Annotated in this window: 21 protein-coding genes; 8 read left to right on the top strand and 13 right to left on the bottom strand. The window is 74.5% G+C overall.

The genetic code is table 11. The features are described 5' to 3' along the window. Positions 1-97: 97 nt before the first annotated feature. Positions 98-1,930: a glycoside hydrolase family 15 protein gene (locus SL103_RS10385; protein WP_069568533.1), complete on the top strand. Its 1,833-nt coding sequence runs from the start codon at positions 98-100 to the stop codon at positions 1,928-1,930. Between the two features lie 54 nt (positions 1,931-1,984). On the opposite strand, the gene SL103_RS10380 is transcribed toward SL103_RS10385, so the two are convergent. Both SL103_RS10380 and SL103_RS10375 read right to left on the bottom strand, forming a co-directional pair. Further along, positions 1,985-3,157 (bottom strand): beta-1,3-glucanase family protein, encoded by a 1,173-nt coding sequence (locus SL103_RS10380; protein WP_069568531.1) that lies wholly within the window; start codon positions 3,155-3,157, stop codon positions 1,985-1,987. Further along, positions 3,154-4,212, bottom strand: a complete 1,059-nt coding sequence (locus tag SL103_RS10375) for a glycoside hydrolase family 16 protein (RefSeq protein ID WP_069568529.1) — start codon at positions 4,210-4,212, stop codon at positions 3,154-3,156. The genes SL103_RS10380 and SL103_RS10375 overlap by 4 nt, the downstream gene beginning before the upstream one ends. 461 nt (positions 4,213-4,673) lie before the next feature. On the opposite strand from SL103_RS10375, the gene SL103_RS10370 reads away from it, so the two are divergent. Then, positions 4,674-5,756 (top strand): LacI family DNA-binding transcriptional regulator, encoded by a 1,083-nt coding sequence (locus SL103_RS10370; RefSeq protein ID WP_069568527.1) that lies wholly within the window; start codon positions 4,674-4,676, stop codon positions 5,754-5,756. 157 nt (positions 5,757-5,913) lie between these two features. Beyond that, positions 5,914-7,548, top strand: a complete 1,635-nt coding sequence (locus SL103_RS10365) for a PucR family transcriptional regulator (RefSeq protein WP_069568526.1) — start codon at positions 5,914-5,916, stop codon at positions 7,546-7,548. Between the two features lie 62 nt (positions 7,549-7,610). Here SL103_RS10365 and SL103_RS10360 read toward each other — a convergent pair whose 3' ends face one another. The 4 genes from SL103_RS10360 to recN all read right to left on the bottom strand — a co-directional run bounded on the left by SL103_RS10360 (position 7,611) and on the right by recN (position 12,524). After that, positions 7,611-8,129 (bottom strand): LysE family translocator, encoded by a 519-nt coding sequence (locus SL103_RS10360; protein WP_244303881.1) that lies wholly within the window; start codon positions 8,127-8,129, stop codon positions 7,611-7,613. Between the two features lie 88 nt (positions 8,130-8,217). Further along, entirely contained in the window at positions 8,218-9,390 is a 1,173-nt protein-coding gene (locus SL103_RS10355; protein ID WP_069568525.1) for a glycosyltransferase family 4 protein, read from the bottom strand. A gap of 478 nt (positions 9,391-9,868) precedes the next feature. Continuing rightward, complete coding sequence (locus tag SL103_RS10350) at positions 9,869-10,675, bottom strand: hypothetical protein (RefSeq protein WP_069568524.1); 807 nt, start codon at positions 10,673-10,675, stop codon at positions 9,869-9,871. A gap of 121 nt (positions 10,676-10,796) precedes the next feature. Continuing rightward, positions 10,797-12,524 (bottom strand): DNA repair protein RecN, encoded by a 1,728-nt coding sequence (recN, locus tag SL103_RS10345; protein WP_069568523.1) that lies wholly within the window; start codon positions 12,522-12,524, stop codon positions 10,797-10,799. Between the two features lie 196 nt (positions 12,525-12,720). Here recN and SL103_RS10340 point away from each other — a divergent pair, with 196 nt between their 5' ends. Next, complete coding sequence (locus tag SL103_RS10340) at positions 12,721-14,268, top strand: S41 family peptidase (RefSeq protein WP_079145676.1); 1,548 nt, start codon at positions 12,721-12,723, stop codon at positions 14,266-14,268. Positions 14,269-14,318: 50 nt separating this feature from the next. On the opposite strand, the gene SL103_RS10335 is transcribed toward SL103_RS10340, so the two are convergent. Genes SL103_RS10335 through SL103_RS10325 form a run of 3 tightly spaced genes read right to left on the bottom strand, consistent with a single transcriptional unit; the run spans position 14,319 to position 16,406 of the window. After that, positions 14,319-15,260, bottom strand: a complete 942-nt coding sequence (locus SL103_RS10335; RefSeq protein WP_079145675.1) for an NAD kinase — start codon at positions 15,258-15,260, stop codon at positions 14,319-14,321. Further along, positions 15,257-16,072, bottom strand: coding sequence for a TlyA family RNA methyltransferase (locus tag SL103_RS10330; RefSeq protein WP_069568522.1), 816 nt, complete (start codon positions 16,070-16,072; stop codon positions 15,257-15,259). Before SL103_RS10330 ends, SL103_RS10335 begins: the two co-directional genes overlap by 4 nt. 7 nt (positions 16,073-16,079) lie before the next feature. Next, positions 16,080-16,406 (bottom strand): hypothetical protein, encoded by a 327-nt coding sequence (locus tag SL103_RS10325; protein WP_069568521.1) that lies wholly within the window; start codon positions 16,404-16,406, stop codon positions 16,080-16,082. 74 nt (positions 16,407-16,480) lie between these two features. On the opposite strand from SL103_RS10325, the gene SL103_RS10320 reads away from it, so the two are divergent. Further along, a complete protein-coding gene (locus tag SL103_RS10320) occupies positions 16,481-16,828 on the top strand; it encodes a sterol-binding protein (protein ID WP_069568520.1) in 348 nt (115 codons plus the stop codon). A 40-nt stretch (positions 16,829-16,868) separates the two neighbouring features. Here SL103_RS10320 and SL103_RS10315 read toward each other — a convergent pair whose 3' ends face one another. The 3 genes from SL103_RS10315 to SL103_RS10305 form a co-directional block, all read right to left on the bottom strand. After that, positions 16,869-17,687: an ABC transporter ATP-binding protein gene (locus SL103_RS10315; protein WP_069568519.1), complete on the bottom strand. Its 819-nt coding sequence runs from the start codon at positions 17,685-17,687 to the stop codon at positions 16,869-16,871. 94 nt (positions 17,688-17,781) lie between these two features. Continuing rightward, positions 17,782-18,849: a FecCD family ABC transporter permease gene (locus SL103_RS10310; RefSeq protein WP_079146206.1), complete on the bottom strand. Its 1,068-nt coding sequence runs from the start codon at positions 18,847-18,849 to the stop codon at positions 17,782-17,784. Positions 18,850-18,907: 58 nt separating this feature from the next. Then, entirely contained in the window at positions 18,908-19,957 is a 1,050-nt protein-coding gene (locus tag SL103_RS10305; protein WP_069568518.1) for a FecCD family ABC transporter permease, read from the bottom strand. A 67-nt stretch (positions 19,958-20,024) separates the two neighbouring features. On the opposite strand from SL103_RS10305, the gene SL103_RS10300 reads away from it, so the two are divergent. Then, positions 20,025-21,053, top strand: a complete 1,029-nt coding sequence (locus SL103_RS10300; protein WP_069568516.1) for an ABC transporter substrate-binding protein — start codon at positions 20,025-20,027, stop codon at positions 21,051-21,053. Positions 21,054-21,141: 88 nt separating this feature from the next. Beyond that, positions 21,142-22,032 carry a siderophore-interacting protein gene (locus tag SL103_RS10295; protein WP_069568514.1) on the top strand — a complete coding sequence of 297 codons (891 nt, stop codon included), beginning with the start codon at positions 21,142-21,144 and terminating at the stop codon, positions 22,030-22,032. Positions 22,033-22,140: 108 nt separating this feature from the next. On the opposite strand, the gene SL103_RS10290 is transcribed toward SL103_RS10295, so the two are convergent. After that, the gene (locus SL103_RS10290) at positions 22,141-23,166 is read right to left on the bottom strand and encodes an HAD-IIA family hydrolase (protein WP_069568512.1); all 1,026 of its coding nucleotides are present in this window, start codon (positions 23,164-23,166) and stop codon (positions 22,141-22,143) included. A 176-nt stretch (positions 23,167-23,342) separates the two neighbouring features. Here SL103_RS10290 and SL103_RS10285 point away from each other — a divergent pair, with 176 nt between their 5' ends. After that, positions 23,343-24,605, top strand: a complete 1,263-nt coding sequence (locus SL103_RS10285; protein WP_069568506.1) for a DUF1015 family protein — start codon at positions 23,343-23,345, stop codon at positions 24,603-24,605. The last annotated feature ends 69 nt before the right edge of the window (positions 24,606-24,674 follow it).

The following is a 24,674-nucleotide window of genomic DNA, read 5'->3' as shown; positions in this document are numbered from 1 at the left end:
CACCCAGCGGTAGCTGGGGGAGCGTCCCCAGCCCGATTTCCGGTCCCGCTGCTCGGCGACGTTTCATGGGCAGGACGGACAAGAATCACAACGTCCCATGGGGGGCGTGACTCCAGTTCGACGGGAGACGCACGTGGCCGGGCGCATCGAGGACTACGCACTCATCGGCGATATGCAGACCGCCGCTCTCGTGTGCAGGGACGGCACGGTCGACTGGCTGTGTCTGCCCCGATTCGACTCGCCGGCGGTCTTCGCGGGGCTGCTGGGCACCGAGGAGCACGGTTTCTGGCGGATCGGGCCGGTCAACGGCACCGAGTCCAAGCCCGCCGACCGCCGGCGCTACCGGGGCGATTCGCTGGTGCTGGAATCCGAGTGGGACACCCCGCGGGGTACCGTCCGAGTCATCGACTTCATGCCGCCGCGTGACGGGGCGCCGCAGGTGATCCGCATCGTCGAGGGCGTCAGCGGACGCGTACCGATGCGCTCCGAGCTGCGGATGCGGTTCGCGTACGGCTGGGTCGTGCCCTGGGTGCACAAGATCGACGAGCGGACGGTCGCGGTCGCGGGCCCCGACTCGGTGTGGCTGGACACCGAGGCGGAGACGTACGGCAAGGACCTGACGACCTTCTCCGACTTCACGATCTCGCCGGGCGAGCGGATCGCCTTCACGATCAGCTGGCAGCCCTCGCACCACCAGCCGCCGGCCGTGCCGGACCCGGAGGGGGCACTGGAGGCCACCGAGGAGTTCTGGCGCGAGTGGGTCGAGCAGTGCACGTACCACGGCCCCTACCGCGATGCGGTGGTGCGCTCGCTGATCACGCTCAAGGCGCTGACGTACGCGCCGACCGGCGGGATCGTGGCGGCGCCGACGACCTCGCTGCCGGAGTGCATCGGCGGCATCCGCAACTGGGACTACCGCTTCACCTGGCTCCGGGACGCCGCGATCACCCTCTCCTCCCTGCTGCGCACCGGCTACCGCGAGGAGGCGCGGGCCTGGCGGGAGTGGCTGCTGCGGGCAGTGGCCGGCGACCCGGAGAACCTGCAGATCATGTACGGCATCGCCGGTGAGCGGGAGCTGGGTGAGAACGAGCTCAACTGGCTTCCCGGGTACGAGAATTCACGCCCGGTGCGGGTCGGCAACGGCGCCGCGGGCCAGCTCCAGCTCGATGTCTACGGCGAGGTCACCGAGGCGCTGCACCTCGCGCACATGACGGGCCTGGCCCGCAACGACTACGCCTCGCTGCTCCAGCTCAAGCTGATCCAGTGGGTGGAGAAGCACTGGGACGAGCCGGACGAGGGCATCTGGGAGGTCCGCGGACCGCGCCGGCACTTCGTGCACTCCAAGGTGATGACCTGGGTCGCGGTCGACCGCACGGTCAAGCTGATCGAGTCCGGGGACGTCGACGGGCCGCTGGAGCGCTGGAAGGACCTGCGCGAGACGATCCACCGGGACGTCTGCGAGAAGGGGTACGACAAGGAGCGCAACACCTTCACCCAGTCGTACGGCTCGCAGGAGCTGGACGCCTCGCTGCTGCTGATCCCGCAGATGGGCTTCCTGCCGCCGGACGACAAGCGCGTCATCGGCACCATCGAGGCGATCCAGCGGGAGCTGGGCACCGAGGACGGCTTCGTCCTGCGCTATCCGACGTCCGGCGAGGGGCTGGGCGTGGACGGCCTGGAGGGCGACGAAGGGGCGTTCCTGGCGTGCTCGTTCTGGCTCGCCGACGACCTGGCGATGATCGGCCGGGTCGACGAGGCCCGCAAGCTCTTCGAGAAGCTGCTCTCGCTCCGCAACGACCTGGGGCTGCTGGCCGAGGAGTGGGACCCCAGGCTCAAGCGCCAGGTGGGCAACTTCCCGCAGGCGTTCAGCCACGTCCCGCTGATCGACACGGCGCTGCGGCTGACGGCCAGCGGGGCCTACGGCGGCTGACGCCGGCCCGTTTCCCCCGTGCCGCCCCCGCGCGTCGGGGGCGGCACCTGTGTGTCAGAAGGGGGTCAGGGTCAGGGTGATCTCCTTGGGGGCGCCGTCCTCGATGTACGAGGCGAAGCCGGCGACGTCGTCGAACGCGAAGCCGTACGCCTTGCCGTCCCGGGTCGCGGCGTGCATGGCCCTGGCGTAGTGGTTGGTGAGCCGCTGCCGGTAGAAGGCGGCCGGGTCGGTGGTGGGCTGCCTGGCCTGCGCGGCGAGCGTGGAGCGGTTGAGGGCCGCGCCCAGGACGGCGGCAACCGGGCCGGTGGTGCCGTCGTTGGGGGCGGCGAGGTTGCCGTCGCAGAAGAGCACGTCGCGGGTGGACGGCTTGGCGAAGGAGACGGTGCCGGGGCCGGTGAAGGTGAGCCGGTCGCCGCTGACCCGGCCGGTGAAGGTGCCCGCGTCGGTGGTGACGGTCAGATCCTTGCCGGCGTACGCGGACCACGCCTCGTCGACGGCGGGCGCGAAGTAGTCCTTGGCGAACAGTCCGCTGTCCAGGCCGTGGCCGGGGGCGATCACCCGCTTGTCGCCGATGACCAGCCGGTCGAAGCCCTCGGCGCCCTTGACGTCGGAGAAGATCCGGGCGCGGGCGCCGTCCTTGAGCGTGCCGGTGGTCTGGTCCCGGGCCCCGGTGAGCCTGATCGCGAGCGGCACGCTGAACATGTCGACCATGGTGGTGTTGCAGTACATGCCGCCGTCGTTGTACGTGAACTCGGCGCAGTCGTGCAGGACGTCGTAGTTGGGGTCGCCGGCGACCCAGCCCGCCGGATAGGCCAGCGCGGGCTTGCCGTTGCCGTCCTTGACCGCCTTGAACTTGAGCTTGCTGCCGAGCGCGGTGTAGATCCGGCCCGACATCCGGGGCAGTTGGAGGGTGGTGGTCCCGCTCGCGGCGAGCGGGACGGCGTAGTCGGTGAAGCCGTCCGGGCCGTTGTCGCCGAGCGCGACGGGCTTCAGTTCGCCGTCCGGGGTGACGCGTACCTGCTGGGTGCCGTCGTTGCCGACGATGTAGACCCAGACCGAGGAATTGGCGTACGCACCGGTGTTGTTGACGAGGTGCAGCGGCATGCCGGCGGCGGCGGTTCCGCCGGCCGGGGCGGTGGCGCCGGTCGCACGGCCGGCCAGGGCGATGCCGGAGGCGGTGGCGGCGCCGGCGGCGAGCCCGCCCAGGAGACTGCGACGACTGATCATGAGGTGGCTCCTTGCGGGGCGGCGGGCCGGGCGGCGTCGGGGTGGCCCTCACGGGCCGCCGCGGGCTGCTGGACGGAGACCGCGACGTGGTCGACGAGCAGCGAGCCGCCGGGGCGGGTGGCGTCGGTGGGGGTGGCGGCGCCCGCGACGCCGTCCGGGAAGCCGCCGCCCATCGCGAGGTCGAGCAGCAGGAAGTGGCCGTGGTGGGTGGCCTTCGCCCAGGTGTCGGCGTCCATCTCGGCCGCCGTCACGGTGTGGAACTTCTGGCCGTCGACGTACCAGCTCAGCGTCTCCGCGGCACCGTTGGTGCGGTCCAGCTCCAGCGCGTAGGTGTGGAAGCCGGCCTGGCAGGCGCTGCCCGGGCAGTCACGGGAGGCGCCCTTGCCCTGGGTCTCGTTGCACGGCCCGCCGGGATTGACTCCGCAGTGCAGGGTGCCCCAGACCTTGTTGAGCCCGTTGACGTTCTCCATGATGTCGAACTCGCCGATGCCCGGCCAGTTCCCGTAGTTGCCGCGGTAGTCGGCGCCCAGCGTCCAGAAGGCCGGCCAGTAGCCGAGTGCGTCGGCGCCGGAGACGTCGGGCATCCGGATGCCCGCCTCGATGCGGAGCTTGCCGCCGGCCGGGGCGGCGAAGTCGGTGCGCCGGGTCTCGATGCGGCCCGAGGTCCAGGTGGCGCCGTCCTTCAGCGCGGTGATCCTCAGGTGGCCCGCGCCGTCGAGCTGGAGGTTCTCGGGGCGGTCGGTGTACGTCTCGCGTTCACCGGTGCCCCAGTTGGCCGGGCCTCCCGGGTAGCCGGTGCCGGTGTCGATGATCCAGTCGTCAGCGGAGGGCCGTGACCCGGCGGCGCCGTCGAAGTCCGTCCGCCAGACTTCCTGGAAGGCGGCGGACGCGGTGCGGGCGGTGGACGCGGTCGGGGTCGGGGGCGGGGTCGGTTCCTCGGCGGAGGCTGCGGGGAAGGCGAGTGCGTACGTGGTGATGAGTGCGGTGCTCGCGGCGAAGAGCACCGCTCTCGTGCGGTGACGGGGCCGATTGGCGGACCGTATTCGCATGCTCATGACATTCTCTCCTCAACACGGTGGGGGGTAAGGAGGAGTTCCGTGGGGGGTATGCGGTTTGAGAGCGCTCTCATACCGTGCTCCGTGCACCCTGCCGACTCGACGGCACACCGTCAAGTCATCGCGGCGAAGTACCAGTTGGGGGCCGGTGGCGTCCGAGGAGGAACGTCGCGGTGCGTACGCAGGAGTTTCGCGGTGCGCGAGGAGAAATTCCGTGGTGGGCGTGAAGGGGAGTTCCATGGCGCGTGCAGAGGAAATCCGTACTGCGTGCAGGGGAGTTCCGTGCCGCGCGAAGGGGAGTTCCGTGCTGGGTGACGGGGGGTCCGCGGTGCGTGACGGGCAGTTCCGTGCTGGGTGACGGGGAGTCCGCGGCGGGTGACGGGGAGTTCCGTGTGGTGCCCGAGGAGGGGTTTCGCGGTGTGTGAGCAGGAGTTCCACGGTGTCTGAGGAGGAGTTTCGCGGTGTCTGAACCGAACGGTCCGCGGCCGACGCTGGAGGCGGTCGCCGCCCTCGCCGGGGTCTCCCGCGCGACGGTGTCCCGGGTGGTCAACGGCGGCCGGGGCGTACGGGAGCCGGTACAGGAGCGGGTGCGGCAGGCGGTGCACGAACTGGGCTACGTACCCAACAGCGCGGCCCGCACGCTGGTGACCCGTCGCACCGGGGCGGTCGCCGTGGTGATCGCCGAGCCGGAGACCCGGGTCTTCACCGACCCCTTCTTCGGCCGCCAGTTGCGCGGGATCAGCCGCGAACTGGCCGCCGCCGACACCCAGCTCCTGCTGATGTTCGTCGAGCACCGCGCCGACTACGACCGGATCGGCCGCTATCTGTCGGCCGGCCACGTCGACGGGGCGCTGATGTTCTCGCTGCACCGCGACGACCCGCTGCCCGCCATGGCCGACCGCGCCGGACTGCCCACCGTCTACGGCGGCCGTCCCGGCTGGGCGGGCGCCGACCGCGCACCCCGGCCGCTGTACGTGGACACCGACAACCGTGACGGCGCCCGGCAGGCCGTACGCCACCTCCTCGAACGCGGTCGCCGCCGGATCGCCGTGATCACCGGGCCGCTCGACCAGACCTCCGCGCTGGACCGCCTCGACGGCTACCGCGAGGCGCTGGGCGTCCCGGCAGCGGACCCGCGACTCATCGCGGACGGCGGCTTCACGGCATCCGGCGGCGAGCGGGCGATGGCCCGCCTCCTGGACTCCGCGCCGGACCTGGACGGCGTCTTCGCATGTTCCGACCTGATGGCCAACGGTGCACTGCGCACCCTGCGGGCGCGCGGGCGCCGGGTCCCCGACGACGTGGCGGTGGTCGGCTACGACGATCTGGAGCCGGCCGCCTGGGCGGACCCCCCGCTGACCACGGTCCGCCAGGACGTGGAGGAGATGGGGCGGCTGATGGCCCGGCTGCTGCTGCGTCTGCTGGAGGGACGCCGATCCGACGGGACACCCGGGACGGGACCGGACGGCGCCCGGCGACCGCACGCGAGGCAACTGGCTCCGGTGATCACGGAGGCCCGGCTGGTGGTACGGGAGTCGACCTGAGGGGCGAGCGGGACGGGGCGGACCGCGGCGCCCGGCAGCGGCCGGCCGGCGCCCGGCGACCGCCGGCGTGATCCTCCGACGCCCGGCGGCACGGCATTCCGGGGGCGGGGCGGACTGTGCGGCTCCGGATAGCGGACTACGGGTACCGTTCCTGGCCATGGGGCCGGAAGCAAAGATCGAAGCCGAGATCACGGTACGCAGGGCGCTGGAGCTGCCGGCGTTGCGGCGTGGGCTGCCCGAGGTGCTGGCCGGCGGGGACCGGCTGGACCGCACGGTGCGCTGGGTGCACGCGGGTGAGGTCCCGCACATCGCCTCGCTGCTCAAGGGCGGCGAGCTGCTGCTGACCACCGGCCTCGGACTGGGCACCCGCCCGTCGGAGCAACGTGCCTTCATCCGTAAGCTCGCCGACCGCGAGATCGCCGCTCTCGTCGTGGAGCTGGGCTCGCGTTTCGAATCACTGCCCTCCGCACTGGTCGAGGCCGCCCGGGACTGCGGGCTGCCGCTGATCCAGCTGCACCGCGAGGTCCCGTACGTCACGGTCACCGAGGCGATCCACACCGAGATCATCAACAGCCACTACGCGCTGCTCCGGCGGGCCGACGAGATCCTGCGGCGCTGTACGGACGTGCTGCTGCGCGGCGGCGGCGCCCCCGAGGTGCTGCGTCTGCTGGCGGTCTTCACCGGAAACCCGCTCTGCCTGGAGGCCCCCGACGGCAGCCCGCTGTACGCCGCGGGCCCGGAGAGCGACGACGACGGGGGCCCCGCGGACGCCGATCCGCTGCTCGCCTGGGAGGGCCTGCGCGACACCGGCGTCCGCATCGACGTCCCCGGTGGCGGCCACGGCCCGGACGCCGTCCGCGCCCGCCTCGTCCTGCTGCCGGTCAACTCCCCCGTCGCGCCGGTCCACCGGATCGCCGCCGAGCGCGCCGCCGACCTGCTGGCCGTCGTGATGCTCCAGTCGCGCCAGGAGGAGGTGCTGGCCGCCCGGGGCCGCGGCGACTTCCTCGCCGACCTGGCCGAGGGACGGATCTCCGCCGCCGAGGCCCCGGCCCAGGCCCGCCTGCTCGGCTTCCGTCCCGGCGCGGAACCCGTCCTCCCGGTCGTCATGCGGCTGCCCGCCGGTCTGCCCACGCCCGGCAGCTGGGCCCTCCTCGCGCAGGCCCTGCGCGAGGAACTCGCCGCCCCCGGGGTGCCGGTGCTCCTCGGCGTACGGCCCGTGGAGGGCCGGGTGCCGCTGCTCGTCGCGCTGCGCGCCGGCCAGGACCGGGCCGCGCTCGCCGACCGGATCGCCGAGGCGCTGCGGGCCGGCGTCGTCCGGGCCGGGCTCGACCGGCCGACGGCGCACCGCCCGGTGGTCGTCGTCGGTGCGCCGGGTGACTGGGCGGCGGCCGGCCCCGGACTGCGGCACGCGGCGGAGGCGGCGGCCGCGGCCCAGGGCCTGCCGGAGCAGCCCTGGTACGACGCGCGGCGGCTGGACATCGAGCTGCTGCTGTGGCGGATGCGCGAACACGGCGAGCAGGGGGTGCTGACCGACTTCGTGGAGCGCGCCATCGGGCCGCTGCTCGTCCACGACCGCGGCGCCCGCCAGCCCCTGCTGCCCACGCTGGAGGCGTACCTGGCCAGCGCGGGCCGCAAGGCCGAGACCGCCCGCGATCTGAACGTCAACCGCCAGACGCTCTACGACCGGCTGGCCCGCATCGCCCAGCTCCTGGGCACGGACCTGGACGACCCGCAGACGGTCCTCGGCCTGCGGCTGGCCCTGCGCGCCAGGCGCCATACGGACAAGCCGTAGGGGCGGGGCGGCGAGCGCCACCCGACGGGTCGACCTCGCCTGCCCCACGCCCGCAGCTCCGCCTACGCCGACACCGCCTCGGCCGCCGTCACCGCCCCGAGCGCGATCAGCACCCCGCCCGTAGCCCGTTCCGGGTGGCGCCGCACCCGGGGCCTCCGCAGGCGGCGCCGCACCCGGCCCGCGCAGCCGACGACCAGCAGCAGCCAGCCGGCGGCGATCAACGCGTCGACGGCGACCGGCAGCAGCGTGCCGCCGAGCACCGAGTGCCCCTCGGGGAGGAACTGCGGCACCACGGCCACGAGGAAGAGGCCGACCTCGGGGTTGAGCAGGCAGCTCAACAGGCCCTGCCGGAAGGCCCGTACGGGCGCGAGCGGCCCGGCCTCCGCAGGCATCGGGACGGCGGGCCCGGCGTCGTCGGCTCCGGCGCCCCGGTCGCTCGCCACCGCCGACGCGGACGGCCGGTGGGCCCACAGCGCCTGCCCGCCGAGCAGCACCGGATACGCCGCGCCCACCAGCCGTACGGCAGTGAACGCCGCGTCCCGGCGCTGGAGCGCCGCCGCCGGCCCGAACGCGGCGGCCACCGCGGGCCGGGGACCCGATGACAGGGAACGCCCCGTCCGGGGCCCGGGTGCGCCGGGCCGGGCCCGCGCGCAGCGGCCGGCGGGGTGGCTACAGCGGCGGTGCCGACCCGGCGGGTTGCGTCAACTCGTCGTACACGCTGAGGACTTGGGCCACGGTGTCGTTCTCGGTCGGCCAGCCGGCCGCCTGGCGACGGCCCGCCCGGGCGAGCGCGTCCCGGCGCACCGGATCGGCGAGCAGCCCGAGCACCGCGCGGGCCAGGGCGGCGGCATCGCCGTAGCGGACCAGTTCCGCGGCGTGGCCGACCAGTTCGCGGGTGCCTCCGGTGTCGGTGGCGACCAGCGGCACGCCGGCCCGCAGCGCCTCCTGGGCGATCAGCGAACGCGCCTCCCACCTGCTGGGCAGCACCACCAGATCGGCGGCGGCGAGCAGTTCGGGCACGTCGTCCCGGCGGCCGAGCAGCTGGACCGGGAGCTGCTCGGTGTCGATCCGCCGCTGCAGCGCCGCCCGCTGGTCACCCTCCCCCGCGATGGCGACCAGCGGCCGCGGTTCGAGCGCGCACCAGGCGTGTGCCGCGTCCAGCAGCAGGTCGTGGCCCTGCCCGGGGTGGAGGCGGCCGACCGCGAGCAGCAGCGGGCGGTCCACGGCGCCCAGCTCGGCACGCTCCTTGTGTCGCGCCCGGTCGTCCTCCTCGGTCCCGGAGGGCGGGCCGGCGGCCCGCGGCCGGGGAATCGCGACGGGCGCGAGCCGCGCATCGCGGGCACCCCGCTCCCGTGCCCGGTCCACGAGATCGGAGCAGGCGCCCAGCACGACGGCGGCAGCCCGGGCCACCCTCCGCTCCATCAGGTGCACCAGCCCGGCCCGGGCGCCCTCGGTGTGCGCCTTGGTGTGCCAGGTCATCACCAGGGGGACCCGGCGCCCGCCCCGCGGGGAGCGCAGTCCGCGCAACGCCGTCGAGGCGCGCAGACCGGCCCGCAGACCGTGTGCGTGGACCAGGTCGGCGTCCCAGCAGGCGCTGCGCAGCACGGCCACGCTCGCCGGGTCCGTACGCGGCGGAACGTGGACGAACCGGGCGCCGGCGCCGGTGAAGTCGTAGACCTCTTCGATGTCCGGTGTGGCGCAGACGGTGACGCGTACGCCGCGCGCGACCAGCCCTTCGGCCAGCGAGCGGACGTGTGCCGCGCTGCCGGCGCTGCCGTGCCCCAGCACCTGGACCGTGCGCAGCGGCGACAGCCCGTGCGTCGAGGCCGGGGTACTGATCACGTGGTCGGGACTCCTGGGTCGGGGCGGGGACGGACCGTACCGGGAGGTCGGTCCGCTACTGCGGGACACCGCGGCACGGTCCGCCGCTGCGGGTCACCGCGGCGCACGGTGCGGGCGACCACCGTCCCGCGCGGTGACGGGTGGGACACGGCGAGTACACCCGTAACGGGGCACCGCGCCCAGGATGCCAGTCCGGCGTCGTCAATTCGGCACCGTCGGACCGCCGTTCCGGTGGGAAGTCTCACCCCAGCGCTCACCGGATCACCCACATGGGCGACAATCCGCCCGCGCGAGCCAACGGTTCTTTCGGGTGACCCGGCCCCCGGAGCGCGCCCGCCACCGGGCCATGGGGCGCGCACACCGCTGCCCGGGGCGCCCTCGGTCAGGCGTCCGCCGTCCGTGGCTACGGCCCGCCGTCACGGGCCACGGCCCGCCGCCCGGGCTCCCGCCCACCACGGCTCCCGGCCCGGCAGGGCCCTCAGCTCCGCCGGTCCCGCCGGTCCCACGCCGCCGCCCGGCTGACGTGGTCCCCCGCCGCCGCGGCGGCGATCAGGACGGCGGCGTGCGCGGCCAGACCACGGCGGCCGTAGGCGGTGACGACGGCCAGCCCGAGGGCCGCGCCCAGCGCGTGCGCCCCGGCGTCCCCGAGCATCGTGCGCTCCCCCAGGTCGTCCCCGACGACGGCGGCCGCGGCCCCCACGGGCGCGGCGGCCAGCGCCCCGGCCGGTCCGCCGCGCAGCAACCCCGGCGCGCCGAGGGCCAGTACGGCGCCCGCGGCCCGGCCGGGCCGGACGTCCAGGAGGTTCACCAGGTGCGCCGAACCGGCGATGACCACGCCGGCCAGCACCGTGTCGGCCGGGCGTTCCTTGAGCAGGGCCCCCGCGGCCAGCCCGGCCGCGCCGATCCCGAACAGCTTCACCGCGCCGCTGGTGACCTCCCGGTCCCGCAGCGCCGAGAGGTGCGCCCGGAATCCGCGCCGGGCGTCGTCCGCGCCGAAGACGTCGTCGTACGCCCCGCAGCCGCCGGCGGCCAGCACCGCCAGCGCGGTCGCGGTGCGGGCCCGGGCGGGCAGGCCCGGGGCGCTCGCGGCGGCCAGCGCGGTACCGGTGGCGGTGGCGAGGCCCGCGTGCAGATGCACCGTCCGCCCCGCGTGGTTCTTGCGCTCCCACAGCACGGCACCGCCCGGCGGCCGCTCGGTCAGCGCCCGGTACGCGGCCCGGGTCGTGGCCGCCGCCCCGAGCAGCGCCGTGATCCGCCCCCGCACCGTGCCGCCTGCCACCGTCATCACGCCCTCCCCACGCCCGGCACCCTGCGTGCCCGGCTCCCCGTCCCGCCGGCGCCACCGGCCCGTGTGCCCCGCGTACGCCACGCCTTCGCCCCGGCGTACGACGCCGCCGGCACGCGGTCTACCGTCCCGTGCGCGCCGTCTCCAGCAGCTCTTCCGCGTGTGCGCGCGCCGTCTCGGAATCCTCCTGGCCGGCCAGCATCCGGGAGAGTTCGCGGACCCGCTCCTCGCCCTCCAGGACGGTGACGCCGCTCCTGGTGACCGAGCCGTCGTTCGTCTTCGCCACCAGCAGCTGCCGGTCGGCGAACGCCGCGACCTGCGGGAGGTGCGTGACGACCACGACCTGGGCCGACTTGGCGAGCCTGGCCAGCCGGCGGCCGACCTCGACCGCCGCCTTGCCGCCGACCCCCGCGTCGACCTCGTCGAAGAGGTACGTCGGTACGGGGTCGGAGCCGGCGAAGACCACCTCGACGGCGAGCATCACCCGGGAGAGCTCACCGCCGGAGGCGCCCTTGGCGATCGGCCGCGGCGGGGCGCCCGGGTGCGGGGCCAGCAGGAGTTCGACCTCGTCGGCGCCGGCCGGACCGTAGGCCACGGTGCGGCCGCCGACCACGATGCCGTCGGCGTCCTCGGGCACCTCGGTCTGGCGGATCTCGACGGTCACCCGGGCGTGCGGCATGGCGAGTTCGGCGAGCTCCGCGGTGACCGCGTCCGCGAACCGCTGGGCCGAGGCCGTACGGGCGTCGGTGAGGAGCTGCGCCAGGTCGCCCAGTTCGGCGCGCAGCGCGTCGCGTTCGGCGGTCAGCTCGCCGATCCGGTCGTCGTCACCGTCCAGTTCGGCGAGCCGGGCGGCGCTCTGCTCGGACCACGCGAGGACCGCCGCGATGTCCGTGCCGTACTTGCGGGTGAGGTGGTTCAGGGCGGCGCGGCGCTCCTCGACCGCGGCGAGCCGCAGCGGGTCGGCGTCCAGGCCGTCGGCGTAACTGGCCAGCTCGCCCGCCACGTCCGCCATCAGGATGCCGATCTCGCCGAGCCGCTCGGCCAGCGCGGCGAGATCCTGGTCGTGGCTGCGTACGGCCTCCAGCGCGCGGTGCGCACCGGCGACCAGGGTGGTGGCCTCGACGCCCTCGGGGTCCTCGGGGTTGCCGGCCAGCGCGGCGTGCGCGGCGGTCGCGGCGGAGGCCAGCGCCTCGGCGTGGCCGAGCCGCTCCGCCTCGGCGGCGAGTTCGGTGTCCTCGCCGGGCTGCGGCTCGGCCGCCGCGATCTCGTCCAGGCCGAAGCGCAGCAGATCCGCTTCCTGGGAGCGCTCGCGGGCGAGGGTGGTGAGCTCCTCCAGCTCGGTGGCGACGGCGCGCAGCCTGCGGTGGGCGGCGGTGTACTTGGCGAGCGGGACGGCGACCGCGTCCCCGGCGTACCGGTCCAGGGCCTGGCGCTGGCGGGCCGGCCGCAGCAGCCCCTGCTGGTCGGTCTGGCCGTGCACGGCCACCAGGTCGTCGGCCAGCTCCGAGAGCAGGCCGACCGGTACGGAGCGGCCGCCCACGTGGGCACGGGACCGCCCCTCGGCGGAGAGCGTACGGCTGAGCAGGAGGGCACCGTCGTCCAGCTCGGCACCGGCCTCCTCGGCCCGTACCGCGGCCGGGGTCTGCGGACCGACGCTGATCCTGCCCTCCACGACCGCCGATTTGGCGCCGATCCGCACCAGGGCGGGGTCGGCGCGCCCGCCGAGCAGCAGGCCGAGGCTGGTGACGACCATGGTCTTGCCCGCGCCGGTCTCGCCGGTCACCGCCGTGAAGCCCGGGGACAGCTCGACTACGGCGTCGTCAATGACGCCCAGGGACCGGATCCGCATCTCCTCCAACACGGATAAGACCTTACGAGGTCCGGGGCCCGCCCCGCGACGGCCTCCCCCGACTCCCCGGCCCCTGACCGCTCCCCCTGCCGCGCCGAGCTGCGGAAAACCCCACCTCAGGACGGAGGAAGTCCTCATGGTGCCCGGTCCCGCCCGGCCGTCACGCTGAGCACCGAACGAAACGAAAGGTGGGCTCATGTCCGAATCGGCGCGTGCGGCGCTACGACCACTTCCGTCGCGGGAGCCCGCGGCCGCGGACCCCGGGAACGGCCCCGGTGCCCGCCGCGGTCGCCGCCGCCCGCGCGGCACGCGCCTGCTGCTGGCCACGGTGGCCGCCGCCACCGCGCTCGGCGCCGCGACCGCCTGTGCCGGCCCGTCCGGGACCTCGGGCGGCTCCGGCGGCCCCGGCGGCTCGCTGGCGGGCGTCTGGCGGATGGACGGCTACGGCACCCTCGTCACGATCAAGGGCGGCAGCCTGCGGACGTACGAGACCACCGCCGTCAGCTGCCTGCCCGGGGCCGTCACGGGCACCCGCGCCGGCGCCCCCGACGCGCACGGCGCGAGCCGCTTCACGGTGCCCGACTCGGCCCCGGTCACGGTGCGCCCGGACGGCGCCGGCCGGGCCCGGCTGGCCTTCGACGACAACGTCGGCCGGCGGACCCTGCACCGTGTCGCCGCGCTGCCGGACCGCTGCGGGCGGCGTCCGTCCCGCGACCCGCGGGCCGTCTTCGACGTCTTCTGGCAGACCTTTGCCGAGAACTACCCCTTCTTCGGCGCGAAGAAGACCGACTGGGCGGCTGTCCGCGACCGCTACCGCCCCCGCGTCACGGCCCGGACGACCGACGCCGAACTCTTCACGGTGCTCCGCGAGATGATCGAGCCGCTGCACGACGCGCACACCCGGGTCGTCGCCGGCCCCGACCGCTGGTTCGCGGGCAAGCGTCCCGGCACGGTCCTGCCCACCCCGGCCTCGACCGCCCGTATCGACACAGCGATAGCCGCCAACCTGGGCAGCGGCACCGTCCAGCGGCACTGGGCCCAGGGCCGGCTGACGTACGCCGACCTGCCCGGCCACCTCGGCTACTTCCGCGTCACCCAGTTCGCCCACTACACCGCGAAGGACGACTACGTCGGGGACGTCGCCGCGCTGGACCGCGCCCTGGACGCCGTGTTCACCAAGGCGCGTACCCAGGGCCCGGCGAAGCTGCGCGGCCTGATCATCGACGTACGGCTCAACGGCGGCGGCGCCGACCCGCTCGGTCTGCGCATCGCCTCCCGGCTCACCGGCCGCCCCTACACCGCCTACCGCAAGCAGGCGCGGAACGACCCCCGCGACCCCGCCGCCTTCACCACGCCGCAGCCGGCCCGGGTCAGCCCCCACCGGGGCCCCGTCTACACCGGCCCGGTGGCGGTGCTCACCGGGCGGCTGACCGTCAGCGCGGGCGAGACCTTCACCCAGGCGCTGATGGGCCGCTCACCGGCGCCCCTGCGGATCGGGGAGAACACCCAGGGCGTCTTCTCCGACGTCCTGGGCCGCAACCTCCCCAACGGCTGGACCTTCGGCCTGCCCAACGAGGAGTTCCTGACCCCCGAGGGCCACACCTTCGACGGCGCCGGCATCCCCCCGGCCGTCGCCACCCCCGTCTTCACCGACCAGGAGCTCTCCGGCCGGCGCGACTCCGCGCTCACCCGCGCCCGTGACCTGCTGACCCGCGGGGCGGCGACCGCGGGCCGGAACCGCTGAGGCGCGGACCGGTCCCGGGGCCTGCCCGGCGGGTCGGGGTCGGACACCCCCTAGTGCGGCGCCCCGCGCCACCCCGCCACCGGGAGCGCGAACTTGGCGACCAGCCGGTCCGTGAAGGACGCGTGGTGCAGCCGGGCCAGCCGTACGGGTACGGCACCGCGACGGACCTCGACGCGGGCGCCGGCGGGCAGTTCGACGGTGCGGCGGCCGTCGCACCACAGCACCCCGTGCGGGGTACTGGGCTGGACCTCGACCGCGAGGACCGAGCGCGGCGAGGTGACCAGCGGCTTGGCGAACAGGGCGTGGGCGCTGATCGGGACCATCAGCAGGGCCTCGACCTCGGGCCAGACGACCGGGCCGCCGGCCGAGAAGGCGTACGCGGTCGAGCCGGTCGGGGTCGCGCAGACCACGCCGTCGCCGCCGAAGCGCGAGACCGGCCGGCCGTCGACCTCGGTGACGACCTCCAGCAGCCGCTCCCGCGCCGCCTTCTCCACCGACGCCTCGTTGAGGGCCCAGTCGGTGTGCACGACGTTGCCGTTGGTGCGGACCAGGATGTCGAGCGTCATCCGCTCCTCGACCTCGTAGGCGCGGGTGACGACGCGGTCGACCACCTTGTCGAGGTCGTCGCGTTCGGCCTCGGCGAGGAAGCCGACCCGGCCGAGGTTGACGCCGAGCATGGGGACGCCGGACGTCCTGGCGAACTCCGCGCCGCGCAGCAGCGTGCCGTCCCCGCCGAGGACGACCAGCAGTTCGCAGCCCTCGGCGGCGCACGGCTCGGTCGCGACGCGCTCGACCGACGACGGCAGCGGAAGGTCCGCGGCCTCCTCCGCCAGCACCCGCACCCCGATCCCGCTGCGCAGCAGGCCCTGGACGACGAGTTCGGCACTGCGGATGGCCGCGGGGCGGCCGGTGTGTGCGAGCAGGAAAACCGTCCGCGCGGCACCCGTGTTCCCGTGTGCTGCGCTGCCTTCAACTGCCTGGTTAGTGGTCAACGAGGCCCCTCCGCCACTGCACGGTCGACATCCGCCGGGTCGAGTGCAGGCGCCCCGGCGCGCAGCCACAGAAAGTACTCGACATTCCCGGAAGGTCCAGGCAGCGGACTGGCAACTACTCCAAGTACGCCAAGTCCCAGTTCGGCCGCCCGGCGCGCGACGGCGCACACCGCCTCGGCGCGCAGCGCCGCGCTGCGCACCACTCCGCCGCTGCCGAGCCGCTCCTTGCCGACCTCGAACTGCGGCTTGACCATCAGGACGAGGTCCGCGTCCGGGGCCGCGCAGCCGGCCAGCGCGGGCAGCACGAGGCCCAGCGGGATGAAGGAGAGGTCGCCGACGACGAGGTCGACGGGCTGCCCGTCGACCTGGTCGAGCGTCAACTCGCGCACGTTGGTGCGGTCCTTCACGGTGACCCGCTCGTCGCTCTGCAGTGACCAGGCGAGCTGCCCGTAGCCGACGTCGACGGCGACCACGTGCCCCGCGCCGGCGCGCAGCAGGACGTCGGTGAAGCCGCCGGTGGAGGCGCCCGCGTCCAGTGCCCGCCGGCCCTCGACCGCCAGGCCGAGCGGGACGAACGCGGCGAGCGCCCCGGCGAGCTTGTGGCCGCCGCGCGAGACGTAGTCGGGGTCGCTGTCGTCCGCGCGGACGACCAGGGCCGCGCTGGTCTCCACCTGGGTGGCCGGCTTGGTCGCGGTCGCGCCGCCGACGGTCACCCGGCCCGCGGCGATCAGCTGGCTCGCGTGCTCGCGCGAACGGGCCAGCTTGCGGCGCACCAGCTCCGCGTCGAGTCGGCGTCGTGCCACACCTGCCACCTGTGGTTCAGCTCCTGTTGTCGTGCGTCTGCGGGGTCGGGGACGGGGCGGGCGGCCCGGGGTGCCGGTCGAGACCGGCCAGCACCTCGCGCAGCCCCCGGTGCACATCCTCGTACACCTGCAGGTGGCCGCTCGACGGCAGGTGGTCGGCATCGGCGAGGCGGCGCAGCCGGGCGTCGACCTCGGCCTGCCCGGTGGGCGTCGTCCCGACCCCGAGCGGCCGCGGCTCGTCGGGCCCGGCCGGCTCCGCGGACCGCGGGTCGGCGGCGGGACCGGGCCCGGGCCCGGCCTCCGTGGGGGTCTCCGGCTGCGGTCCGGACGTCGGCTCTTCCATGTCCCCGACGCTACCCCGGCGGGCGGCACCGGGCGCGAACGAGCCGCCCGCGACCTGGCGTATCGTCGCTCACGATGGCAACCCTCGAACAGTGCCGCGCCGCGCTCGACCGGCTGGCCCAGAACCTGTCCTCGGCCGACGGCGAGGCCCGCGGCGCCGCCGCCCTCGACCGTTCGCTCAGCTGCCGGATCACGGACCTCGACGTGTCGTTCCTCGGGCGGCTGGCCGGGGGCACCCTGCGCGAGGTGACCTCGGTCCCCGGGCCGCCGCCGCACAAGGCCGAGATCCGGCTGACCATGACGGGCGACGACCTGATCGCGCTGGTAGACGGGCAGCTGAACTTCGCCCGGGCCTGGGGCAGCGGCCGGGTCAAGTTGGAGGCCGGCCTGCGCGACCTGCTGCGGCTCCGGTCGCTGCTGTAGCCACCCGCCCGGTACGTCACGGCCACCCGCCCGGTACGTCTCAGGTCGCCGCGTCGGCCGTCCGCCGGCTGCCGCGCGGCGTGCGGGCGGCCGGCACGACCAGCGGCGTCCCGGTCTCCGGATCGTCGATGACCTGGCACTTCAGTCCGAAGACGCGTGCCACCAGCTCGGCCGTGACGATGTCACCGGGGGCGCCCTGCGCGACGATCTCGCCGCCCTTCATGGCGATGAGGTGGGTGGCGTACCGGGCGGCGTGGTTGAGGTCGTGCAGCACGGCGACGAGCGTGCGCCCCTGTTCCTCATGGAGGTCCGCGCACAGGTCCAGCACCTCGATCTGATGCTGGATGTCCAGATATGTCGTCGGCTCGTCCAGGAGGAACAGCGGGGTCTGCTGGGCGAGCGCCATCGCGATCCACACCCGCTGCCGCTGGCCGCCGGAGAGTTCGTCGACGTAGCGGTCGGCCAGCTCGCCGACGCCGGTCGCCGCCATCGACTCCTGGACGATCCGCTCGTCGTCGGCCGACCACTGCCGCAGCAGCCCCTGGTGCGGATAGCGGCCGCGCGCGACCAGGTCGGCGACGGTGATGCCGTCCGGGGCGATCGAGGACTGCGGCAGCAGCCCCAGCGTCCTGGCGACCTTCTTCGCCGGCAGCGAGGAGATCGCGGCGCCGTCCAGCAGTACCGAGCCGGCCGCCGGCTTGAGCATCCGGGACAGTGCCCGCAGCAGCGTCGACTTGCCGCAGGCGTTCGGGCCGACGATGACGGTGAAGGAGTGGTCGGGGACGGCGACCGAGAGGTTCTCGGCGATGACCCGCTGGTCGTAGGCGAGGGTGACGTTCTCGGCCGTGAGACGGCTCACTTCAAGGACTCCTGGGGTTGTGGTGGTGCTGGTGTGGCCCGGCCGGCGCCGGGCGGCCGGGCGCCGCGGCGCGCCGTTCATCGGCGGCCCGCCGTCATACCCGGCCCGCCTTCCGCTCGGTGGCCAGCAGCCACAGCAGGTAGCCGCCGCCGAGCACGCCGGTGAGGACGCCCACCGGCAGCTGGTCGGCGCCGAAGAGCCGCTGCGAGGCCCAGTCGGCGGCGACCAGCAGCAGCGCCCCCATGAGGGCGGCGGGCAGCAGGTTGGGGCCGGGCGACCGGGTCAGCCGGCGGGCCAGCTGGGGTGCGGTGAGGGCGACGAAGGAGATCGGTCCGGCCGCCGCGGTGGCGGCCGCGACCAGCACGACCGCGGCCAGCAGCACGAGGACGCGCACCCGGTCGACCCGTACGCCGAGCGCGTACGCGGCGTCGTCGCCCATCTCCAGCATCCGCAGCGGCCGGCCGTTCAGCAGGACCAGCGGCAGGCAGACGGCGCAGACCGCGGCCAGCGGCCAGACCTGGTCCCAGTCGCGGCCGTTGAGGGAGCCGGTCATCCAGGTGGTGGCGCGGGTCGCCTCGACGATGTTCGCCTTGGTCATGAGGTAGAGCACCACCGCGTAGAGCATCGCGCTGGCGCCGATGCCGACGAGCACGAAGCGGTAGCCGTGGATGCCGCGCTGCCAGGCGAGCAGGAAGATGCCGAGTCCGGTGGCCAGGCCGCCGGCGACCGCCCCGGCGGCGACCGCGACGGTCCCGGCCTGGAAGTAGACGATGGCGACCAGCGCGCCGACGGACGAGCCCTGGGCGAAGCCGAGGACGTCCGGGCTGCCCAGCGGGTTGCGGGAGACGGTCTGGAAGACCGCTCCGGCGGTGCCGAACGCGGCGCCGACCAGCAGCCCCACCAGCACCCGCGGCAGCCGCAGGTCCTGCACGACGAAGGTCTGCCCGGCGTCGCCGCCGCCGGTCAGCGTGGCGATGACCTCGGCCGGCGTCAGCGGGTAGTCGCCGGATCCGATCAGCGCGACACCGGCGGCCAGCGCGAGCGCCAGCAGCACCAGTCCGACGACGACGGCGCGCCGGTCCAGGCGCAGCGAGAGTCCGCCCCCGGTGCGCAGCGTCCCGGCCCGCCCCGTGCCCTGCCCGGGCTTGCTGTTCGCCCTCATGCCGACGCCTCGCATGTGCTCGGTACGTACCTCTGACCGGTGCGCTCGTTCCGCTCACTCACAGCTGGGCCATCCTCCGACGCCGTACGAGATGAATGAAGACCGGGCCGCCGACGACGGCCGTGACGATGCCGACCTGGAGTTCGCCGGGCCGGGCCACGACCCGGCCGAGGATGTCCGCGCCGAGCAGCAGGACCGGCGAGAGCACCGCCGAGTACGGCAGGATCCAGCGCATGTCGGGCCCGGTGACGGCCCGTACGACGTGCGGGACCATCAGGCCGACGTAGACGATCGGGCCGCAGGCCGCGGTCGCCCCGCCGCACAGCAGGGTGACGGCGACCATGGCCAGCACCCGGGTGCGGGTCAGCCGCGCGCCCAGGGCCCGCGCCTGGTCGTCGCCCAGCGCGATGGCGTTCAGCGGACGGGCGATCAGCAGCGCGAGGACGCCGCCGACGATCAGGAACGGAGCGATCCGGTCGACCGTCGGCATGGTGGCGCCGGCCAGCGAACCCACCGTCCAGAAGCGCATCTTGTCCAGCGCGGCGGTGTCCGTCAGGTTGACGGCGTTGATGTAGCCGACGAGGACGGCGGACAGCGCGGTGCCGGCCAGCGCGAGCCGCACGGGGGTGGCGCTGCGGGTGCCGCCGAGGACGTACACCGCGACGGAGACGGCCGCGGCGCCGGCGAACGCGAACCAGACGTATCCGGTCAGCGAGGTGACGCCGAAGAAGCTGATGGCGGAGACCACGGCGGCCGAGGCGCCGGCGTTGATGCCGAGAACTCCCGGATCGGCCAGGGGGTTTCGGGTCAGCGCCTGCATGACCGTGCCGGCCAGTCCCAGCGCGGCGCCGGCGAGCAGCCCGAGCAGGGTGCGGGGGATGCGCACGTCGTGGACGACCACGTCGGTGTCGTTGCCGGAGTAGTGGAACACCCCGTGCCACACCTGGTCGAGGGGGATCTGTTTGGCGCCGACGGCGATGCCGAGGACGGCGATGACGGCCAGTGCGGCCACGGAGGCGACCAGTCCGGCGGAGCGCAGGACATGCCGCCGCCGGGATGCCGCGGGGGCCGGGGCAGTTGTTGCTTCGGGGGGACTGTCAACCAACACGTTGGTTAGGTTAGCCTACCCTCACATTCGACCGCAGGCCCTCCTCCCAGAGAGAAGCGCATCCACCATGAGCACCTCCCGAAGCGTATCCCCCTCCCGTCGCGGCATCCTGGCCGCCGGCGGCGCCCTCGGCATCGGCGCACTGCTCGCCGCGTGCGGTGGGGACAAGGGCTCGGCAGGCGCCAACGGCGGTGCCGAGGGCGGCCCGTGGGCCTTCACCGACGACCGCAGGAAGAAGATCTCCCTCAAGAGCACCCCGCAGCGCATCGTCGCCTTCACGGGCACCGCGGCCGCCCTGCACGACTTCGGCATCGACGACCGGATCGTCGGCGTCTTCGGACCCACCAAGCTCAAGAACGGCAAGCCCGACCCGCAGGCCGGTGACCTCGACGTCGACAAGGTCACCGTCATCGGCAACGCCTACAACCAGTTCAACGTGGAGAAGTACGCGGCGCTGCGCCCCGATCTGCTCGTCACCAACATGTACGAGCCGGGCGCCCTGTGGTTCGTCCCGGACGACAGCAAGGACAAGATCACGGCACTGGCCCCGTCCGTCGCGATCACGTCCTCCCGGGTCCCGCTCGCCAGGATCATCGAGCGCTACGCCGAGCTGGCGCAGGCGCTCGGCGCCGACCTCAAGGCCAAGAAGGTCACCGACGCCAAGGCCCGCTTCGAGAAGGCGTCCGAGGCGCTCCGCAAGGCCGCCAAGTCCCACCCGGTCAAGGTGCTCGCCTGCTCCGGCAGCCCCGACCTCTTCTACGCCTCCAACCCCGGCATCAACGCCGACCTCATGTACTACAAGTCCCTCGGCGTCGACCTGATCGTCCCCGACCACCTGGACAAGGGCGGCTACTTCGAGAGCCTGAGCTGGGAGAACGCCGACAAGTACAAGGCCGACGTGCTCCTGCTGGACAACCGGACCGCCACCCTCCAGCCCAAGGAACTGGCCGCCAAGCCCTCCTGGACGAAGCTGCCCGCCGTCAAGGCCGGCCAGATCACCCCCTGGTCGAGCGAGCCGCGCTTCTCCTACGCGGGCGCCGCACCGCTCCTGGAGTCGCTGACCAAGGCCATCGAGACGGCCAAGAAGGTCAACTGACGCACGCCACAACGGTCGCGGTGGGAGGCGGGCCCACGCCTCCCACCGCGGCACCCCGACCCCACCACCGCCCCGGGAGGTTCTCCGCATGACCACGACCGCCGCCCCCGCCACCGCACCGTTCCGCTTCTTCGACGTGCACGTCGTACGCTCCCGACGGCTCGGCCCCTCCATGCTGCGGGTCACCTTCGGCGGCGAACGCCTGGCGGAGCTGGCGTCCGGCGGTCGCGACCAGCGGTTCAAGCTGTTCCTCCCGCAGCCCCACCAGAACCGGCCGCTCCTCCACGACACCGGCGACGGCTGGTACACCGCCTGGCGGGCCCAGGACCCGGCCGAGCGCGCGGTGATGCGCTCGTACACGATCCGCGAACAGCGCCCGCACCTGGGCGAGTTCGACGTGGACTTCGCGCTGCACGGCGCCGAGCCGGGGGCCGCCGTGACCACCGGCGGGCCCGCCTCCCGCTGGGCCGCGCGGGCCCGCCCCGGCGACCGGCTGACCGTCCTCGCCCCGGCCGTGGAGGACAACGGCGGCGTCGACTTCCGCCCGCCGCCCGGCACCGACTGGATCCTGCTCACCGGTGACGAGACGGCGCTGCCCGCCGTCGCCGGCATCCTCGCCTGGCTCTCCCCCGGCACCCGGGCCAAGGTCTGGATCGAGACCGGTCACGAGGGCGACCGCCGACAGCTGCCGACCTTCGCCGACGCCGACGTCAGCTGGCTCGTCCGGGACGCGGCGGACGCCGCGCACCGCACGCCGGTGCTCGACGCGCTGCGCGCCGCCGAGCTGCCGGAGGGCACGCCCTACGCCTGGATCGCCGGGGAGGCCGGAACCGTCAAGGCGGTGCGCCGGCACCTGGTCGGCGAGCGCGGATTCGACCGCAGGGCCGTGAAGTTCACCGGCTACTGGCGGCGCGGCGCCTGCGAGGAGGACCTGCTCGCGGAGCTCACGGCCGGCGCCGCGGCGGCCGCCGAGGACTGAGCCGTCCGCCGCCGCGGCTCCGCCGGCCCGCCGGGCCCCCGCGCACCGCGGGCTCCGGGCCGCCGCCCCGCGCCGGAGCCCCGTACGGTCCGGGGCCCCGGTCGCTCCTCACATCCCGAGGCGCGCCAGCGCCTTCCCCGCGTCCGCGCGGCAACTGCCGGTGCCCGCCGCCGTCCAGGCCGCCGCGCACAGCGCCCGCAGCCCGTCCAGCGGCGCGCCCTCGCCGTCCACGACGAGGGTGTCCCCGGCCGCCTCGGCCCGCCAGCCGCCGCACCGGAAACCACCGTCGTCCGCGGTCACCTCCGGCTGGGGCGCGAGCAGCCCGCGCAGATCGGCGTCCACGTACGCCGGGCGGTGCTGCGGCGGGGCGGCGAGCAGCGCGGCGGGCGAGGTGACGCCGGTGAGCACCAGCAACGAGTCGACCGCGCCGTTGTGGGCGCCCTCGATGTCCGTGTCGAGCCGGTCGCCGATCACCAGCGGCCGCCGGGCGCCGGTGCGCAGCACCGTCTCGCGGTGCATCGGCGGCAGCGGCTTGCCGGCCACCTGCGGCGTCCCGCCCGCGGCGGTCCGCACCACCTCCACCAGCGCACCGTTGCCGGGGGCGATGCCACGCTCCTTGGGGATGGTCAGATCGGTGTTGGACGCGAACCACGGCACCCCGCGCTGCACCGCGTACGCGGCCTCGGCCAGCCGCTCCCAGTCCAGCGTCGGGTCGAAGCCCTGCACCACGGCGGCCGGTTCGTCGTCCGCGGAGAAGACCGGTTCCAGACCCCGCTCGCGCAGCGCCACCACCAGCCCCTCACCCCCGACGGCCAGCACCCGCGCGCCCGCCGGCACCTGCTCGGCGATCAGTCGGGCCACCGCCTGCGCCGAGGTGATCACCTCGTCCGCACCGGTCGGCAGCCCGAACCCGGTCAGCTGGTCGGCGACGGCCTGCGGGGTGCGGGCGGCGTTGTTCGTGACGTACGCCAGGTGCATCCCGCCGTCGCGGACGGTGGTCAGCGACTCCACGGCGTGCGCGATGGCCTGCCCGCCGGCATAGACGACCCCGTCCAGATCCAGCAGCGCCGTGTCGTACGCCTCGCTCAGCGGGCGCCGGCACCCGTCGGGCCGACTGCGCACCTGCTCGTTCATGCCGTCTCGCTCCTCGCATCCCGGTGGCAGACGGAGGTTCCGGCGCGCACCGCAAGGGCGCATCCGCCGCTCCGCCGGGGCTCCGCGGCCCGAACCTCGCGCCTACCCGTATTTCCAGCCAACCTCAGGCTGTCCCCCGATCTTCCCTCATCGGCCCGGCGGCATAGCATTCTTCAATGACCAGTGCCGAGGGCCTCCGCCTCCTCCCGTTCCGCGGACTGCGCTACGCCCCGGAACGGGTCGGCAGCCTGACCGCCGTGACCTCACCGCCGTACGACGTGGTGGTCCGGCCGGAGGGCGTGCGCCATCTGGAGACCGCCGATCCGTACAACATCGTCCGGCTCATCCTGCCGCACGCCGCGGACCCCGCCACCCGCCACCGCAAGGCGGCCGACACCCTGCGCGACTGGCGCGCCGAGGGCGTGCTGACCCAGGACGCCGAGCCCGCGCTGTACGTCTACGAGCAGCGCGCCGGCGCCGTGCTGCAGCGGGGGCTGATCGGCGCGCTGTGCCTGGACGGGCCGGTGCTGCCGCACGAGGACGTGATCCCCGAGGTCGTCGAGGACCGGGCGGCCCTGATGCGCGCGGCGGCCGCAAACTTCGAGCCGTTGCTGCTCTCCTACCGTGGCCGGAACGGCGCGAACGGCGCGACCGCGGTCATCGAACGCACCGTGGCGGGCCCCCCGCTGCTGGCCACCACCACGGAGGACGGTTTCACCCACCGCCTGTGGGCGGTCACCGACCCCGGCGACCTCGCGGCCGTCGACCACGACCTCTCGCGCCGGCAGGCCCTGATCGCCGACGGCCACCACCGCTGGGCGACCTACCGGCGGCTGTACGAGCAGCGGCCCGGCGCCACCGCCGACTCCCCGTGGGCCTCCGGCCTGGTGCTGCTCGTCGACACCGCCCGCTACCCGCTCCAGGTCCGGGCGATCCACCGGGTCCTTCCGCACCTGCCGACCGCCAAGGCACTGACGGACCTGGCCGGCGCCTTCCGCGCCCGTACGCTCCGCGGCGGGCTGTCCGCCGCCCTGCGGACGCTGGACGAGACCCCCGGCACGGCCTTCGTCCTCGCCGGCGGCCGGGAGACCTTCCACCTCCTGGACCGTCCCGACCCCGGGCTGCTGGACCGCGCGATCCGCCGGGACCGCCCCGAGGAATGGCGCCGACTGGACGCCACCGTGCTGCACTCCGTCCTGCTCGACGAGGTCTGGCGCATTCCTGACCACCCGTCCGACATCAGCTACCTGCACCACGCCGAGGCCGCCGTGGAGCAGGCCGCCCGGCACGGCGGGACGGCGGTGCTGATGCGCGCCACGTCGGAGGAGACGGTCCGTCAACTCGCCGAAATGGGCGTGACGATGCCGCGCAAGTCCACGTCCTTCGGCCCCAAGCCGGCCACCGGCCTCGTCCTGCGCACCCTGGACGACGACAACTGAAACGGGGTGCCGTCGAACGGCACCCCACACTCACCCTCAGGGCGATAGTTAGGTTAGGCTTACCTCACT

The organism is Streptomyces lydicus (assembly GCF_001729485.1).
GTDB classification, from domain to species: domain Bacteria; phylum Actinomycetota; class Actinomycetes; order Streptomycetales; family Streptomycetaceae; genus Streptomyces; species Streptomyces lydicus_D.
The sequence above is the reverse complement of the archived record's forward strand: the minus strand, read 5'-3'. Positions and strand labels throughout refer to the sequence as shown.

Coding starts and splice junctions, on each gene's coding strand:
- SL103_RS10385 (WP_069568533.1), top strand. CDS start 98: ATGGGGGGCGTGACTCCAGTTCGACGGGAGACGCACGTGGCCGGGCGC.
- SL103_RS10380 (WP_069568531.1), bottom strand. CDS start 3,157: ATGATCAGTCGTCGCAGTCTCCTGGGCGGGCTCGCCGCCGGCGCCGCC.
- SL103_RS10375 (WP_069568529.1), bottom strand. CDS start 4,212: ATGAGCATGCGAATACGGTCCGCCAATCGGCCCCGTCACCGCACGAGA.
- SL103_RS10365 (WP_069568526.1), top strand. CDS start 5,914: ATGGGGCCGGAAGCAAAGATCGAAGCCGAGATCACGGTACGCAGGGCG.
- SL103_RS10350 (WP_069568524.1), bottom strand. CDS start 10,675: ATGACGGTGGCAGGCGGCACGGTGCGGGGGCGGATCACGGCGCTGCTC.
- recN (WP_069568523.1), bottom strand. CDS start 12,524: ATGCGGATCCGGTCCCTGGGCGTCATTGACGACGCCGTAGTCGAGCTG.
- SL103_RS10340 (WP_079145676.1), top strand. CDS start 12,721: ATGTCCGAATCGGCGCGTGCGGCGCTACGACCACTTCCGTCGCGGGAG.
- SL103_RS10325 (WP_069568521.1), bottom strand. CDS start 16,406: ATGGAAGAGCCGACGTCCGGACCGCAGCCGGAGACCCCCACGGAGGCC.
- SL103_RS10320 (WP_069568520.1), top strand. CDS start 16,481: ATGGCAACCCTCGAACAGTGCCGCGCCGCGCTCGACCGGCTGGCCCAG.
- SL103_RS10310 (WP_079146206.1), bottom strand. CDS start 18,849: ATGAGGGCGAACAGCAAGCCCGGGCAGGGCACGGGGCGGGCCGGGACG.
- SL103_RS10300 (WP_069568516.1), top strand. CDS start 20,025: ATGAGCACCTCCCGAAGCGTATCCCCCTCCCGTCGCGGCATCCTGGCC.
- SL103_RS10295 (WP_069568514.1), top strand. CDS start 21,142: ATGACCACGACCGCCGCCCCCGCCACCGCACCGTTCCGCTTCTTCGAC.
- SL103_RS10290 (WP_069568512.1), bottom strand. CDS start 23,166: ATGAACGAGCAGGTGCGCAGTCGGCCCGACGGGTGCCGGCGCCCGCTG.
- SL103_RS10285 (WP_069568506.1), top strand. CDS start 23,343: ATGACCAGTGCCGAGGGCCTCCGCCTCCTCCCGTTCCGCGGACTGCGC.